The organism is Vibrio sp. 14G-20 (assembly GCF_026241515.1).
Lineage (GTDB): Bacteria > Pseudomonadota > Gammaproteobacteria > Enterobacterales > Vibrionaceae > Vibrio.
This window is the reverse complement of the sequence record NZ_JAPHPW010000012.1, coordinates 18,656-35,367: the sequence shown is the minus strand read 5'-3', so window position 1 is coordinate 35,367 and position 16,712 is coordinate 18,656. Positions and strand designations below refer to the sequence as shown.

The window sequence follows — 16,712 nt, the reverse complement described above, 5'->3', positions numbered from 1 at the left end:
TTACAAGATAGTGCTACAACTGATATTTTTCAAGGTAAAGAAATTGGGTTGCTTGTGGATAAGTGGTGGATTGAAAAAAAACTGTAAGTGACCACTAACTGATGAGGTTAGATGTGACTTGATTGTATAAAAGTCGGCTTTTAATGATGCTTTATTTTTGCACGCCCATAAAAAAAAATATCTTGATCTTTAGGCAAAATGGGCGATGGATTTTAGGCGATTAAATTTAAATCTAGGTGGTCAAAATGGAAGCTAGCGCACGAAATTTAGACTGAAAAAAGTCGCAAACTTATGTTAATTGCAACCTTTTTCATTAGTCTTTTTTAGAAAAAATTTTACGGTAGGATAGCTGATATTTTTTAAGAGAAATTTTGCGTATGCACGATATAATTGACTTCAACACTGCGACCTAATCGGTAAGTGTCTGTCAGTGGATTATAGTGCAGTCCGGTGATGCCGAGTTCTTGTAGAGGCGTATTATCAATCATCTTGATAAGTTCAGCAGGGCGAATGAACTTGTCATGCTCGTGAGTGCCTTCAGGCACAATCTTAAGAAGCTTCTCTGCACCAACAATCGCAAACAAGTAAGATTTAAAATTGCGGTTCAACGTAGAGAAGAAAACGTGGCCACCCGGTTTGACCAATTTTGAGCATGCGGTGATCACTGATTGTGGATCAGGCACGTGCTCTAGCATTTCCATGCAAGTCACCACGTCGTAAGTTTGTGGATTCTCTTCTGCGTGGTCTTCAATGGTGCTTTGGATGTAATCGAGCTTGGTGCCAGTTTCTAGTGCGTGCAAGCGTGCCACTTCAAGTGGTTCTTTGCCCATGTCTAGCCCTGTCACTACAGCACCTTCAATTGCCATACTTTCCGCTAAAATGCCACCACCGCAACCAACATCGAGCACTTTCTTACCAAACAAACCTTCAGTTTTTTCTAGCACGTAGTTTAGGCGTAGTGGGTTAATTTGATGTAGAGGCTTAAATTCGCCTTCTAGATCCCACCAGCGTGACGCCATGTCTTCAAATTTCTTGATTTCTGCTGGGTCTACATTCTGTGATTTAGTCATAATCGGCATTTCCAAGTTAAATACGGCATCCATGAAATTGCAGGCATTATAACTTGCCTTTTCGCCTTGACCAGAAGATCTACAATTTTGCGAACTTATTGGGTGTAAAGTGACCATGTTTCAGCGAGATATGATGCGGAGGTGCAATTTCTCATCAATTGATTGGCTACAAGGGTCACAAGATGGTAAAAGGAGAGGGAAAGTGATGCCTCCGTAGGTAAATTTGTGTTATATTTTTCGGTCTTATACGTATTCAAAAATACGATCTGACTATAGAGGGAAAATGGCTCTATGAGCGATCTAGCGAAAGAGATCACGCCCGTAAATATTGAAGATGAGCTTAGAGGTTCATACCTAGACTACGCGATGTCCGTCATCGTTGGTCGTGCCCTTCCAGATGTGCGTGATGGCCTAAAACCTGTACACCGCCGCGTTTTGTTCGCGATGAATGTACTGGGTAATGATTGGAACAAACCATATAAAAAGTCTGCTCGTGTAGTAGGTGATGTAATCGGTAAATACCACCCGCATGGTGATAGTGCTGTATACGATACTATTGTTCGTATGGCTCAACCGTTCTCACTGCGTTACATGCTAGTTGATGGCCAAGGTAACTTTGGTTCTATCGATGGCGACTCCGCGGCTGCAATGCGTTATACCGAAGTTCGTATGGCGAAAATTGCTCACGAGCTCCTGGCTGACCTTGATAAGGAAACTGTGGACTACGTACCGAACTACGATGGTACAGAACAAATTCCAGCAGTACTTCCTACAAAAATTCCTAACCTATTGGTAAACGGTGCTTCTGGTATCGCAGTAGGTATGGCTACCAACATCCCACCACATAACCTTGGTGAAGTTGTTGATGGCTGTTTAGCATTTATCAATAATGAAGACATTACTATTGATGAGCTAATGGACTACATCCCTGGTCCTGACTTCCCGACAGCAGCACTTATCAGTGGTCGTAAAGGCATCGTAGATGCTTATAAGACTGGCCGCGGTAAAGTTTACATGCGTTCAAAAGCGAATATTGAAGTAGAGAAAAATGGTAAAGAAACCATTATCGTTACTGAGATTCCTTACCAAGTAAACAAAGCTCGCCTGATCGAGAAGATTGCTGAACTGGTTAAAGATAAGAAAGTTGAAGGCATCAGTGCACTGCGTGACGAATCTGATAAAGATGGTATGCGTATTGTTATTGAATGTAAGCGTGACGCTGTTGGTGAAGTTGTATTGAACAACCTTTACTCACAAACTCAACTGCAAACAACTTTCGGTATCAACATGGTTGCGCTGAACAACGGTCAACCACAGTTGTTCAACATTAAAGACATGCTTAAGTGCTTCGTAGACCACCGTCGCGAAGTTGTGACTCGTCGTACTATCTTTGAACTGAAGAAAGCACGCGACCGTGCACACATCCTTGAAGCATTGTCTTTAGCACTTGCTAACATTGACGAAATCATCGAGCTTATCCGTAACGCTCCAACGCCTGCTGAAGCAAAAGCTGGTTTAGTAGCTCGCGGTTGGGAACTCGGTAACGTTGCAGCAATGCTTGAGCGTGCTGGTACTGATGCGGCTCGTCCTGATTGGTTAGAAGACCAATACGGCATCCGCGATGGCCAATACTTCCTAACGGAAACACAAGCACAAGCTATTCTAGAGCTTCGTCTTCACCGCTTAACTGGCCTTGAACATGAGAAGATTCTAGACGAGTACAAAGCGCTTCTAGAAGAAATCGCTGAGCTAATGCACATTCTTGCAAGCACTGAGCGTTTGATGGAAGTGATCCGTGAAGAACTTGAAGCGGTACGTGAAATCTATGGCGACGCTCGTCGTACAGAAATCACAGCAGCGGTTCATGACATCGACATGGAAGAGCTGATTGCTCAAGAAGACGTTGTAGTAACGCTTTCTAACGCAGGTTACGTTAAGTACCAAATCCTAAGCGACTACGAAGCTCAGCGTCGTGGTGGTAAAGGTAAGAGTGCAACTAAGATGAAAGATGAGGATTACATTGAGCGTCTGCTTGTTGCTAATACTCACGATAACATCTTATGTTTCTCTACTCGTGGTAAGACGTACCGCTTGAAAGTTTACCAACTGCCTCAAGCAAGCCGCACCGCTCGTGGTAAGCCTATCGTTAACATTCTTCCTCTAGAAGAAGGTGAGCGTATTACGGCTATCCTGCCTGTTTCTGAGTTCTCTAACGAGAAATTCATCTTCATGGCAACAGGCGACGGTACCGTTAAGAAGACATCACTGGATCAATTCGCAAACGTACGTGCTAATGGCCTAATCGCAGTTAACTTACGTGACGATGATTCACTGATTGGCGTTGATATTACTGATGGTAATAGCGACATCATGCTGTTCTCGAAGTCGGGCAAAGTTGTTCGCTTTAACGAGGACAAAGTACGTGCGATGGGCCGTACTGCCTCTGGTGTTCGTGGTATGAAGCTTCCAGAAGACGATCAAGTGGTTTCACTGATTGTTCCTTCTAACGAAGGCGATATCCTAACTGTGACTCAAAACGGTTACGGTAAGCGTACTGAGCTAGCTGAATACCCAACGAAAGGCCGTGCAACGCAAGGTGTAGTATCTATCAAAGTCTCTGAACGTAATGGCCCTGTAGTTGGCGCTGTTCAAGTTGAAGAAGGCGATGAAATGATGATGATCACCGACGCAGGTACACTAGTACGTACTCGCGTAGCGGAAGTTAGCCAAGTTGGCCGTAACACTCAAGGTGTAACACTGATTCGTACTGCTGAAGACGAGAATGTTGTAGGTCTACAACGTATCGACGAAGTAGAAGAAGCTGAGATTGTTGAAGGCGAAGCTGAAGAAGCAAATGCTGAAGCAGTTAACGTAGAAGGAACAGTGGCTTCTGAATCAAGTGAAGAGCAAGCATCAGATGCTTCTGACTCTGAAAGTGATAGCGAGCAAGACACTGAGTAATCTCGATTACGCTAAGTAATTAAGCTTACCATTGAAAAAACCGAGCCTAAGTGCTCGGTTTTTTATTACCTGTTATTTGTGAAGCTTGGTGTGAATTTATAACAGAGCTGTGATCGCTAAAATCTCGATAGCTAAACCTTGATCAATATAGAGGAGAGGTGAAAACGATAGAGTAGGGAGTGAATATAAAGGAGTGTTGAATGGACATCTGGTTGTTGGTTGCGTTGGTACTAATGAGCTTGTTTTTGATTGTGATCGTCACCGCAGCGAACAAAAACAATGGTCATCTAAAAAGCAATGTAGTGATTTCGCTTACTGCGGTAGCTTTGAGCGTGCTTGTTTGGTCCCAACTGAAACAAGATATACCTCAACTTCCTTTAGATGATAACACTAGTTACACCACAACAGATTTCCAAGATGAGCTGCAACAAAGCCTTAAGCAAGACCCGAATCAATCTGATTTATGGTTTAAGCTTGGTGGTGTGTATATGCAGAAAGGGGAGTTTGATGCGGCGTTCACCTGTTACGATTACGCGATTCGTTTAAACCCTCAAGCGCCTTCAGGCTTGTATGCCGCTAAAGCCACCGCACTTTATTACCTCAGTTCACAAGCGATGAGTGATGAAGTAAACAGACTGCTAGAACAATCTATGGATCTTGATCCCAATGATCGTACGGCATTGATGCTGATTGCGACCGATCACTTCATTAGTATGCGCTATCAACAAGCGATTGATGCGTGGACTCGAATTCTCGATTCCAATCAAAAGGGGATTGATCGCGTTTCGATTATTCATTCGATCAATCAAGCCAAACAGATGATCCGTTAAGCTTGGCTTATTGCTAAAGAGGCGATCTTGCTTAAGAGCTCATTTCTAAGACTATTGGCTTTCTTGCATTTCGATTAACCCACCTGCGTTGTGGATTTGAGTAAACCCTTGAGCTTGCAAGAATTGATAGGCTTGTCCTGAGCGGTTACCACTGCGGCAATACAAGACAATAGGTTGGTCTTTATCTATGTTGGCAAAGTGTGTTGCGACCTCAGATAGTGGGTAGTTAATGGCGTTGTCTAGATGCCCTTGCTTGAACTCCTCAGGTGTTCTGACATCAACCACTAATGCACCTTTCTCAATTAAATCCCAACCTATGTCGGCGCGCTCAGACGCATGAACGCCAGAACTTAACAGTGCAACGCACAATGCTGAAAGTGAAAGTAGGGTTCTCATTCTCGATTCCTTGAATTAGCAACTAGGTATTTAAAGGTGACTGGATATTTAAACGTAACTGGGTATTTAAAGGTAGATATCGATTTGAATGCGCCAAAGCCTAACGCTAAATATTCAAAATAGAAAAACCAGCCACACCTTAATAGTGTGACTGGTTTTATTATTATGGTCTATTTGAAGAAACTAGTATTCGTAGTTCGCTTCACGTTTTTCAGCTTGCTCTTCCCACTTAGGAACAACCGTGTCTAGGAAGTGTTGTTTCTCAGCGTTCATCTTATCCATGTCCATTCCTAGCGCTTTTTGAGCCGCTTCTTTGGTCGAGATATCAGGAATTTCGATAGGGTCGGTGATGCCTTTCTTCGCTAATAGACGAATGATCTTAGTACGAGCATCGGCCGCACGGTCAACGGCTGTACCTAGAACCTCAAGCGCAACTTCTGGAGCATGCATATGAACACCATGAGACGCGATTGCGTAGTCCCAACGCCATTGAGCGTGACGAATATCGAGTAGGATTGGTTCCATTTCTTGCTCTGTTGCACCCGCGTCCCATGCCGCGCCTGCTTCAAAGTGAGCGGCAACGATTTGTTTCTCAGCAGTCAGCTTCATGTTTAACACTTGAGCTTTACGGCTTGAAACGATATTACGCATGGTTTCTTTAGATTGAGTATGACAGTTGGCACACGTATCTTCGAAGCGGTCAAATGGGTTACCCACTTTATGATCGGTGTAAACCGTGCCGTCTTCTTTGGTGACTTTAGGCATATGACAGTCAGCACAAACGACTTTGTTCTTACCGTGAATACCTTCACGCCATGTTTCATAGCCTGGGTGCTGCGCTTTTAGCATTGGCGCTTTAGATACCTTGTGGGTCCAATCCTTAAAGTTAATGTCATCATAGTACTCTTCCATTTGCTCAACACGAGTCCCTTTATCCCAAGGGAATTTCACGCCTTTGGTTGGGCCGGTGAAGTAGTATTCCACGTGGCATTGTGCACAAACTGAAGCTTGTTGGTCTAAACGGCTCTGCTCATCAAACTTTTTACCAATCGCTTCGAAAGCGCGTTCAACATAAGGGCGCGTCACTTTCAGTGCTGGCTCGCCGTTTTTGAACTCATCGCTTTGAGTGTCATGACAGTCAGCACAACCAATAGGGTTGACGATCTCGTTACCAAGACGTGCCCATTTACCTTCGAAGTAGCCGTCTTCACCACGTTCTTCAATAACACGTGCAACGTCTGGGCTCTTACAGCTCCAACACGCCATTGGCATTGGACCTGAGCTTTCGTCAGTCGGACCGCCAGTACGCAAGGTTTGTCTTACATCGTCAATGGCATAAAAGTGGCCGCGTGCTTTGTTGTAATCTTTTGCGAAGCCGTAGCCAGCCCACATGATCACCATGTTTGGATCTTCTTTTAACGCATCTTCAATAGTTTCACTTTCTGACGTTTGTCTCCATGAGTGATATTGATCAGGGTGGTTTTGCTCGAACTGGTCGTTACGAGGATCACCAATTTCTTTTTGTTCAGACGCAGCAAAACTGGTCGCGCTTGCTAGTGATGCGCTAACCATTAATAGTGCTGTGACGGAATTACGTATCCAGTGCTTTTTCACAGTGATATCTCCAATATACTGATTTTTATACCAAGCGTTGTGAGTTTGCTATTCAAATTAAGAACTGGAGAATTCCTGTTTATATTAATTCATAAATAAACACATTTTGTTACGTGTCGGAAGTTTGCTTGTTTTAGATCAATTAATGGCAGTGACTTTAATCACGTTGAAGTTTATATAACCCTAAAGGGGTATGCGTTGGCTTGTGGGGAGAAATTCAAGTGATAATTATTATCAAATATAACAAGCAATTACATACTATGCCCTTGTGATAAATAGGGTGATTATGTTCACATATTAACCTTTGCAAATTTCGCATTACCTAATTAGAGGTATATTCTAAATATAGAAAGCGTTGTGGCTTATCCAAAATAAGAATTGATATCATTTAAACGTTAATAATATCGTTTAAGGGTACTTTTGTTTAACCGGAATATTATTTAGTTGAGAGTTAAATAATGCCGGTATAAGGAAAGGATAAAATGGGCAATATTAAATTGGCCATAGTCATAATGCTTAAATCCCTTCTAGCATTCTGCCTCTATGGTTATTCCATTCATGCTGTTGCTGAGCCTGCTGTTACGTCAGTAGGAGAATCAACAAGACATGAAGTCGAATTAATCCGCGATAAAGACTACAAGTGTGTTCAATGCCACAAAGACTCCAAAGAAACGATATTGGGTTCACACGGTAAGAGCGCACACGCTTTACTTGGTCGTGAAGTGAACTGTACCGATTGTCATACCTCTATTGGCCCCGATCACCGTGAAGGTGCACCTGAAGTGGTGAAGTATCGCGCGGCCCAATCACAGCAGGGAACTGAAAAGGTCTTCCTCGATCCTAGCTTAATTTTAGACGCCAATAGCCAATGTATAGATTGTCATAAACCGGATGATTTGCGTGAAGCGAGCTGGACTCACGATGTTCACGCGCAGAACTTAACGTGTTCAAACTGCCATGATGTTCATGCGACTGAAGCTAAGGTGCTGAGCTTAGATAAAAAGCAAACCATTAAGCTGTGCGTGGATTGCCATTCAGACTTCAACCAGAAGAAAGAAGGGGAGTAATCTATGAGCTGCTCAAGAAGAAACTTTTTAGCTGGCGCAGGCGCTGTGATCTTTACGACTGGGGTTGCAGGAACAGCGGCGGTAACAAGCCGAAAAACGTTGGCCAATGTTCAGGAAGATGGCACTAAGCGCTACGGGATGGTTCATGATGAAACCGCGTGTATCGGTTGTACAGCCTGTACTGAAGCATGTCGTGAAGTAAATAAAGTGCCAGAGGGTGTATCACGCTTAGAGATCATTAAGAGCGAACCTCAAGGCGAATATCCAAATGTTGATTACCGTTTTACCCGTAACTCTTGCCAACATTGTGATAATGCTCCGTGTGTGATGGTTTGCCCAACAGGCGCGGCCTACAAAGATGAAAAAACAGGCATTGTCGATGTGCATCAAGAGAAGTGTGTCGGTTGTGGTTATTGTCTATTGGCTTGCCCATATCAAGTGCGCTTTTTCCATCCAGAGAATAAATCCGCTGATAAGTGTAATTTCTGCCGTGATACTAACTTGGCTGAAGGGAAGTTACCTGCTTGTGTTGAATCTTGCCCGACCAATGCGTTGGTATTTGGCGATCTCAATGATCCTGAGAGTGAGATAAACCAGGTGCTTCAATCTGAGGTGGTTTACAGAGATAAAGCTTATCTAGGTACTCAGCCAAAACTCTATAAAGTACCACACCAAAAAGGGGAGATTTGATTATGAGTGCATGGGACGCAGCTTTTCAGTCTGGTACCGTGGTATGGGACTGGATTATAGCAATCTATCTATTTCTCGCGGGGATGTCGGCGGGTGCCGTAATGATCTCCATTTACCTAAAGCGTAAGGTTATTGAAGGCGATCCTGCTCATAATGGTGTGTTAAAGGCCACGGCTTTTCTTGCGCCATTTGGGATCATTTCAGGTCTGCTTATCTTGGTTTTCCACCTGACAAAACCGTTATCCTTTTGGAAGATCATGATCTTCTATAATCCAACGTCTGTGATGTCGATGGGTGTGATCTTATTCCAAGTCTATATGGTGATCTTATTCCTTTGGATCGGTATTATATTTAGAGATCAAATAGTCGTGTTCTTGAATGATCAAGCATGGCTAAAAGGGCGACTTGATTTTGTCGGTAATTGGATTGGCAAATTAGAAGTGTTTGAGAATGCTCTGGAAATATTCTTAGCTGTTCTTGCTCTTATGCTTGCCGCTTATACCGGATTCTTGCTTTCAGCTTTAAATACTTTCCCACTATTGAATAACCCAGTGCTGCCGATTTTGTTCTTATTCTCGAGCTTATCTTCGGGAGCGGCGGCGTGTATTTTATTTGGTGTGCTGGTCTTTAAAGAATCACCTCATAGCCCGACTATTTCATGGATTCACGGATTCGAACGTCCAGTCGTGATGTTTGAATTGTTTGTTCTAATTACTTTCTTTACTGGGCTTATCTTCGCTGGTGGTCAAAGTGAGCAAGCAGTATGGAACGCAATAGGCAGTGGTTTCTGGGCGAGTTGGTTCTGGTATGGTGTCATCGGTGTCGGTATGGTTTTACCGTTGCTGCTGAATGCCGTTACACCAACCTCAATCCGCCATAGCTCGGTGTATATTTTCTCCGTGACTTCGCTAAGCCTAATGGGCGTATTGATGCTACGAACTTTTGTTCTTTATGCAGGGCAGTTAACGATAGCTTAATTTTGCTCAAGTTTATTAGTGAGCAGATGTTAGATACTAAATATCTGCTTATTAATGAACATGCTTTAAATAAACATGAGATGCGTGTTCAGATCGGCTCTGCTGAGCGGAGCCTTATTGAGGTGATATGGTCGGTTCTTTGGGGCTGTTTAGTTTAGTGTTGGTTGCTGTACTCAGTAGCATTATTGGTGTGCATTCGTTTTATCAAATGCTAAACAAACGGACGCAAAATATAGGTTTAGTCCGCAGTTTCTCTCTTTCAAGTGCATTGTTTTCTCTCACTTCTGTTGCATTGCTTGGCTACGCCTTTGTCAGTGATGACTTCTCTATTCTCTATGTCGCTGAACATTCAAATACTCAATTACCCTCATTTTTTAAGCTCGCAGCCGTATGGGCAGGCCATGAAGGTTCCTTGTTGTTTTGGGTACTGACGATCAGCGTCTGGTCTGGCGTTATTGCCTTACAAAAACACTATTCGAATGAATACCAAAGCCGTGTGTTGTGGGTAATGAATCTACTGCTCGCGATATTTGCTTGGTTCACGTTATTCGCATCAAATCCATTTGAAATGAACTCGATCTTGCCGCTAGAAGGGCGTGACCTTAACCCAATGTTGCAAGATGTTGGACTGATCTTTCATCCTCCATTACTTTACCTTGGCTATGTCGGTTTTTCTGTGGTGCTGGCATTTGCTGTAGCCGCTTTGCTGGTTGATCCTATTGAGTTTGATTGGGTTGCCCATTGTCGCAGTTGGTGTCTAGTCGCTTGGATCTTTTTAACTGCAGGGATCATTCTTGGTTCTTGGTGGGCGTATTACGAATTAGGCTGGGGCGGTTGGTGGTTCTGGGATCCTGTTGAAAATGCCAGCTTGTTGCCGTGGCTTACTTCAACAGCTTTACTGCACAGTCTAGGCGTTGCTAAGGGCAAACAACAGCTCTTGAAATGGTCTCTCAGCCTTGCTTTCATTACGTTTTGTTTGAGTATCTTAGGCACCTTTATTGTTCGTTCTGGCGTATTAACGTCGGTGCATGCTTTTGCTGTTGACCCAACCAAAGGTATCGCACTGCTACTTATATTAGTGTTGGTACTGGTGAGCTCATTTTCTCTGCTTATCATCAGAGGAGAGTCTTTTGAATCTAACCCGATTACTAGCTTCGCGAGTAAGAGCTTTTTAAGCCTAGTTGCAGTGCTCATTTTTGTCCTGGCGACCGCTGTTGTGGTGTTTGGTACGTTTTATCCAATGGTCTTTGAACTGCTTGGGTTGGGGAACATATCGGTAGGTGCGCCTTACTTTAATCTGTTGATTGCTCCTTTGGCTTTGCTTGCGTTAGCCGTCGTCGGCTTAGCCCCTTTGCTGAGTATTAAACCTCAAGCGACTAAAGGTGTTATTACGCTGATCGCTCTAGTATCTATTGGTCTAGGGTTCGCCTGTTACGCTTTGCAAGTCGAGCAGACCCAAATGATGGCACTGCTGACTTGGGGCCTCGCATTCTGGGTGTTACTGACGCATATTTACGGCTTAGTGGTTACCCGAAGTTCTAAGTTCCAACGTAAAGTATGGGTGATGACGTTCGCACACGTGGGTCTCGCAGTATTAGCCGTAGGTGCGGCGATGAACAGCTACCATTCGTTTGAGCGCAGCTATAAATTGAGCCCCGGTGAACAGGTTGAGTTTATGGATTGGACGCTGTCTCATCGTGATACTGAGCTTTATGTTGCATCGAACTTTACAGCCGAAAGGGCAGTGCTTGACCTAGAGGCTAATGAACGAAGCTTTTCCATTGCGCCAGAAAGAAGGCATTACCAAGTTCGAGTCATGAACATGAGTGAGCCTGCAATGAAGTGGTTCTGGCATGGCGACGTGTATATCACCATGGGCGAGAAAGTCGATTCCACCGCTTACGCATTTCGTGTTCAGTATAAGGCGTATGCGCGCTGGATCTGGTTTGGTGGGCTGTTCTCCATTATCGGCGCTTTACTCTCATTGATTCATCGTAAAAAGAAAACTGTTAAGGCGTCTCAGTATGCATACCAGCGTTCGTAACAAGCTAATTAGTCTCATTGCCTTAGCATTGATTGTGGTGCTCGGGTTTGTCTTTGCGCTTGATAATAAGCAGCAGTCGACCATTGTGTCTGAACAACAAAGGGCATTTCCAGAATTTACATCGACCGTGTTAGTGAATAATGAAGGCGCTAGTGGTCAGCAAGAAATTACGCTTACCGATGTCACTCAACATCCTTATCAACTGGTTAATGTTTGGGCTTCTTGGTGTGGGATATGTAAAACCGAACATGCCTTTTTGCTCAAACTCCACAATAAAGGCATTCCTATTGTTGGTCTTAATTACCGAGATAACACAGCTGCCGCTATTAATGTGTTGTCGAATGATGGAAACCCTTACTTAAAAGTCATTAGCGATCCTCAGGGGAAGTTAGCCTTGGAGTTAGGAGTCATCGGAACGCCGGAGACATACTTAGTTGATGCTGACGGCCAAATCATTAAGAAGCTACTGGGTGTGATTAATGATTCCGTATGGCAAAACGAACTTGCCATGTATTTTGAAGGTGAGATTGGATGATGAAGTCTTTAATACAGATGGTCGTAATGTTGTCTGCAGTTATTGCTATTAGTTTTCCGAGCATGGCAGAAGAGTTGTTTACAGCCAGTAATAAAGAGACGAGCATTCAGGTTGAACTGTTTGAGTTTGAAAGCTCTGATCAACAGCAGCGTGCTATTAGCTTGGCAAAAACGCTGCGCTGCCCTCAATGTCAGAATCAAAATCTGATTGAATCCAACTCACCGATAGCAAAAGACTTACGCCTTGTTGTGTTCAATATGGTGAAAGCAGGGCAGAGTAATAGTGAAATTACTCAATATATGACGGAAAGGTTTGGTGAGTTTGTACTTTATAAACCGGCGATGAAGGTTTCAAATCTATTACTTTGGCTGCTACCGAGCGTATTATTTCTCTTATTTATATATTTATCAGTAAAAAGTGTTAGGAAGGGCTCATAAAAATTGTGTATTAGTGTTTACCAATTGAGCTGTATTTTGTAACATTAACCGATTATAAAGGCTAAGCACTGCTATATAAGGATGTATCTGTGGATAACGTAATCTCAAATTTAAAGAAAGAGTTCCATACTCATGTCCAGTCAGATAAATGGGCAGAGAAATACAGTGCTAAGTCGAGCATTTCTACACTAACTCAAGAAGAGTTAACCGAATTAGAGAATGCTTGGGTGCAACTTGTCATATGGAAGCAAACTCAAGTAAGTTGAGCGTTCTGTAAAAAAGTGTCGTTTTAGCCGCAACTGTCTAATTTATAACCCCATGTTGGTCATGCTAATGTGGGGTTTTTTCTTACTTGAAAATTAATTGTTATATTATAACAATTTGTACTAGGTCGACCTTGAAAAAAATTGTTAACAGCCTCATAGTGTCTATCATTAGATAGTCCACTACAAAATATTGCCTAGACATATCATGTAGTGTTGTTAAATACATCGAATTTTCAAGTGAGTATAGCTATGGCGGAAGTACGTGCCAGAATAGATTTCAAAGTAGGGGTAACAAGCAGTATTGATGCTGAACTTCTGTCTTTTCATGGATTGAAAACAGATAAAGAGCATGTTGCTGTGATATTTAAATCAGCAGATAAAACACAAGACATACCTCTTGTTCGTATGCATTCTGAGTGTCTTACTGGTGATGTTTTCCATTCTTCTCGATGTGATTGTGGCGAGCAGCTAGACGAAACCATTAGAATTATGGGTGAGACGGGTGGCGTGATTCTTTATCTACGCCAAGAAGGTCGTGGTATTGGTCTATATAACAAGATTGATGCGTACCGACTGCAAAGTGAAGGCATGAACACCTATGAAGCGAATAACCATTTAGGTTTTGGCGATGACTTGCGTGATTTTACTGAAGCGGCAGAAATGCTGCGTGCTTTGGGTACCACAAAAATCCGCTTAGTGACCAATAACCCTAAGAAAATCAATGAACTTAAAGAGTTTGGTATTGAGATCGCAGAAGTGGTGAATACATCTGCTCACATTAAGTCGGGTAACGAAAGCTACTTAAAGGCGAAAGTCTCACACGGTAAGCATAATCTGGATATCTGATTAGCCTCCTTTGTTGCTTATAACACAAAAATGTTTAAAGACCTCACAAGTGTGAGGTTTTTTTGTATTTATCTTGCAATAAAATTGTAAGTTTGTATTATTCAAATCCATAGTGTAAATGATAATGGTTTGCACTATTACTACGAATAATAATTTAAAGCTCAACAAGGATGCTTCATGACCATTAAATCTTTAGTGACCAAAGCCGTAACTTCGTCACTCATTTTTGCCTCTGCTTCTTCTTTCGCAGCCGTAACTCAAGATCAAGTTGTAGAACATTACGCAGATATTGCTCATGCCGTGTTTGCAGATTCAGTAATCACAGCAAAAGCGTTGAACTCTTCTATTGATACCTTCTTAGCTTCTCCTTCTGCTGGCAACTTCGAACAAGTAAAACAAGCTTGGCTTGAGTCTCGTGTTCCTTACCAACAATCTGAAGTGTTCCGTTTTGGTAACGTTGTTGTTGATGATTGGGAAGGCCAACTAAACGCATGGCCACTAGATGAAGGCCTTATCGACTACGTTTCTTCTGATTACCAATATGAGCTTGGTAACGAAGGCGCTAGCGCAAACATCGTTGCGAACAAGACTTTCCAAATTGGTCAAACTACAGTAGACGCAACCAACATTACTCCTGAGCTAATCGCAGACCTTAACGAGATCGGCGGTTCTGAAGCGAACGTAGCATCTGGCTACCACGCGATTGAATTCCTACTTTGGGGCCAAGATTTAAACGGTACTAACAGCGGTGCAGGTGAGCGTGCTTACACTGACTTCGTTGTTGGCGCTGAGTGTACTAATGGTAACTGTGACCGTCGTGGCGCATACCTAAAAGCATCAGCTGAGCTACTTATCCAAGATCTAGAGTGGATGGAAAAGCAATGGGCTGAAGGCGAGAAAGGCAACTACCGTCAAGAGCTTCTTTCTGAATCTAGCGAGAACGGCCTACGTAAAATGCTATTCGGCATGGGTTCACTGTCTCTAGGTGAGCTAGCGGGCGAGCGTATGAAGGTGGCACTAGAAGCTAACTCAACGGAAGACGAGCACGATTGTTTCTCTGATAACACGCACAACTCTCACTACTACAACGAGCAAGGCATCTACAACGTTTACACGGGTCTGTACAAGCGTGAAGACGGTACTCTACTTTCAGGTCCAAGCCTGTTTGACCTAGTAGAGCAAAAAGATGAGCAAGCTGCGAAAGAGATCCAAAAGCAGTTTGACCTAGCACGTGCACAAGTCGGCGAGTTAGTAACGTCTGCAGAAAAAAACAACCAGCACTTCGATCAGCTAATCGCTGCTGACAACGCTGCAGGTAACGCGCTAGTAAACAAAACAATTGTTGCGCTAGTGTCTCAAACTGCTGCAATTGAGCGTGCTGCTGGTGTGATTGGTATTGATAGCCTAAACCCAGACACGGCTGATCACGAGTTTTAAGAACCCGAGTCCAAATCTAATATAAGGGCTCTCATTGAGCCCTTAATTGTTTGCTACTCAAGAAAGTCACTCCCAAATAAAAACTAAAATCAAAAACACAGCAAGGCAATGTATGAAGTCGTATCTCTCAGCCTCACTATTAACCGCACTGTTTTTCGTATCTCCATTACACGCCCATGAAACCTACTCTGGTGGCAAAACGACCGTGAAGAAAGAGGGAGCGAACGCTTTTTCTCTTCCCGCAGCCAACCTACCAATGAGTAAACGCTTGGATTTCAGCGTAGGTAACAGCTTCTTTCGAAACCCTTGGGTTCCTGCGCCGTCATCAACTGATGCTCGTGATGGGTTAGGGCCACTATTTAATACTAACGGTTGTCAAAACTGCCACATCAAAGATGGTCGTGGTCACGCGCCAGAAAAGGGCGATGAGAACGCAGTATCCATGTTGGTTCGTTTGAGCATTCCGGCTGAAACGCCAGAGCAAAGACAAGCCTTTATTCGCGATGGTGGTATCCCAGAACCGACTTACGGCGGTCAGCTACAAGATTTCGCACTTCAAGGTGTTAAACCAGAGGGTAAAGTGAACATTAGTTACACCGATGTTCCTGTTGAATTCAAAGACGGCACTGTCGTGACTCTGCGTAAACCTACTTTAAAGATTACTGAACTTGCCTTCGGTGATATGCATCCTAAGACTGAATTCTCTGCTCGTGTTGCCCCGCCAATGATCGGCCTTGGCTTGCTTGAGAGCATTCCAAAAGAAACGATTTTAGGATTTGCCGAGCAACAATTGGCAGACAAACAGGGCGTGTCGGGTAAAGCCAACTATGTTCTTGATGTCCAAACCAATGAAATGGCGCTCGGTCGTTTCGGTTGGAAAGCCGGGCAGCCAAACCTAATGCAGCAAAACGCGGCGGCATTTAACGGTGACTTAGGCCTAACAAGCAGCTTGTTCCCGAACGAAAACTGCACATCTGCACAATCGACTTGTGATGATTTTCCAAATGGTGGTAAGCCAGAAGTTAGCGACAACATCCTAGATTTTGTTGAGTTCTATTCGCAGCATTTGGCGGTTCCAATTCGTCGCAACGTAGATAACCCAGCTGTCGTACAAGGTAAAAAATTGTTCAAAGACGTTGGTTGTCAAAGTTGTCACCAAGCCGAATTCCGCACGGCAGAGCGAGAAGGTCTGCCTGCATTATCTAATCAGTTAATTAGCCCATATACCGACATGTTGCTACACGACATGGGTGAAGGCTTAGCGGACAATCGCCCTGAATATCTTGCCAATGGTCAAGAGTGGCGCACCACGCCATTGTGGGGATTAGGCTATACCAAAGAAGTGAATGGTCACACGTTCTTGCTTCATGATGGTCGCGCAAGAAACGTTATGGAAGCGGTGCTTTGGCACGGTGGTGAAGCTGAAATGGCGAAACAGAAGGTTCTGTCTTTGAATGCGACCGAGCGCGAAGCACTGCTGGCATTTTTGAACTCGTTATAGGCAGTCTGAAGCTAAGCGCTTCAACGGCTGAGTTAGCACCA

15 protein-coding genes are annotated in these 16,712 nt (G+C 43.6%); 12 read left to right on the top strand and 3 right to left on the bottom strand.

Annotated features, from left to right (window positions below; translation table 11 throughout):
• Positions 1-359 precede the first annotated feature (359 nt).
• Positions 360-1,103: a bifunctional 2-polyprenyl-6-hydroxyphenol methylase/3-demethylubiquinol 3-O-methyltransferase UbiG gene (gene ubiG, locus OQJ75_RS12665; RefSeq protein ID WP_248371914.1), complete on the bottom strand. Its 744-nt coding sequence runs from the start codon at positions 1,101-1,103 to the stop codon at positions 360-362.
• Positions 1,104-1,361: 258 nt separating this feature from the next.
• Between ubiG and gyrA the strand changes: the two genes are divergently transcribed.
• Positions 1,362-4,031 (top strand): DNA gyrase subunit A, encoded by a 2,670-nt coding sequence (gyrA, locus tag OQJ75_RS12660; protein ID WP_265973731.1) that lies wholly within the window; start codon positions 1,362-1,364, stop codon positions 4,029-4,031.
• Between the two features lie 200 nt (positions 4,032-4,231).
• Positions 4,232-4,861, top strand: a complete 630-nt coding sequence (locus tag OQJ75_RS12655) for a tetratricopeptide repeat protein (RefSeq protein WP_248390051.1) — start codon at positions 4,232-4,234, stop codon at positions 4,859-4,861.
• Between the two features lie 51 nt (positions 4,862-4,912).
• Here OQJ75_RS12655 and OQJ75_RS12650 read toward each other — a convergent pair whose 3' ends face one another.
• A complete protein-coding gene (locus tag OQJ75_RS12650; RefSeq protein WP_265973730.1) occupies positions 4,913-5,257 on the bottom strand; it encodes a rhodanese-like domain-containing protein in 345 nt (114 codons plus the stop codon).
• 183 nt (positions 5,258-5,440) lie between these two features.
• Positions 5,441-6,871: an ammonia-forming nitrite reductase cytochrome c552 subunit gene (gene nrfA, locus OQJ75_RS12645; protein WP_265973729.1), complete on the bottom strand. Its 1,431-nt coding sequence runs from the start codon at positions 6,869-6,871 to the stop codon at positions 5,441-5,443.
• A 482-nt stretch (positions 6,872-7,353) separates the two neighbouring features.
• Between nrfA and nrfB the strand changes: the two genes are divergently transcribed.
• From nrfB to OQJ75_RS12595, 10 genes are all read left to right on the top strand, one after another.
• Positions 7,354-7,938, top strand: coding sequence for a cytochrome c nitrite reductase pentaheme subunit (gene nrfB / locus OQJ75_RS12640; RefSeq protein WP_265973728.1), 585 nt, complete (start codon positions 7,354-7,356; stop codon positions 7,936-7,938).
• Between the two features lie 3 nt (positions 7,939-7,941).
• Positions 7,942-8,628: a cytochrome c nitrite reductase Fe-S protein gene (nrfC, locus tag OQJ75_RS12635; RefSeq protein WP_248390061.1), complete on the top strand. Its 687-nt coding sequence runs from the start codon at positions 7,942-7,944 to the stop codon at positions 8,626-8,628.
• A gap of 2 nt (positions 8,629-8,630) precedes the next feature.
• Complete coding sequence (nrfD, locus tag OQJ75_RS12630) at positions 8,631-9,605, top strand: cytochrome c nitrite reductase subunit NrfD (protein ID WP_029222016.1); 975 nt, start codon at positions 8,631-8,633, stop codon at positions 9,603-9,605.
• 127 nt (positions 9,606-9,732) lie between these two features.
• Positions 9,733-11,649 carry a heme lyase CcmF/NrfE family subunit gene (locus OQJ75_RS12625; protein WP_265973727.1) on the top strand — a complete coding sequence of 639 codons (1,917 nt, stop codon included), beginning with the start codon at positions 9,733-9,735 and terminating at the stop codon, positions 11,647-11,649.
• A complete protein-coding gene (locus tag OQJ75_RS12620) occupies positions 11,630-12,184 on the top strand; it encodes a DsbE family thiol:disulfide interchange protein (protein ID WP_248390070.1) in 555 nt (184 codons plus the stop codon). The genes OQJ75_RS12625 and OQJ75_RS12620 overlap by 20 nt, the downstream gene beginning before the upstream one ends.
• Positions 12,181-12,621, top strand: coding sequence for a cytochrome c-type biogenesis protein CcmH (locus OQJ75_RS12615; protein ID WP_265973726.1), 441 nt, complete (start codon positions 12,181-12,183; stop codon positions 12,619-12,621). The genes OQJ75_RS12620 and OQJ75_RS12615 overlap by 4 nt, the downstream gene beginning before the upstream one ends.
• 89 nt (positions 12,622-12,710) lie before the next feature.
• Positions 12,711-12,887 (top strand): hypothetical protein, encoded by a 177-nt coding sequence (locus OQJ75_RS12610; protein WP_176680958.1) that lies wholly within the window; start codon positions 12,711-12,713, stop codon positions 12,885-12,887.
• 210 nt (positions 12,888-13,097) lie between these two features.
• Positions 13,098-13,733, top strand: a complete 636-nt coding sequence (locus tag OQJ75_RS12605; protein ID WP_313906069.1) for a GTP cyclohydrolase II — start codon at positions 13,098-13,100, stop codon at positions 13,731-13,733.
• A 177-nt stretch (positions 13,734-13,910) separates the two neighbouring features.
• Entirely contained in the window at positions 13,911-15,170 is a 1,260-nt protein-coding gene (locus OQJ75_RS12600) for an imelysin family protein (protein WP_176680959.1), read from the top strand.
• A 112-nt stretch (positions 15,171-15,282) separates the two neighbouring features.
• Positions 15,283-16,671, top strand: coding sequence for a di-heme oxidoredictase family protein (locus OQJ75_RS12595; RefSeq protein WP_248390076.1), 1,389 nt, complete (start codon positions 15,283-15,285; stop codon positions 16,669-16,671).
• Positions 16,672-16,712: the final 41 nt, after the last annotated feature.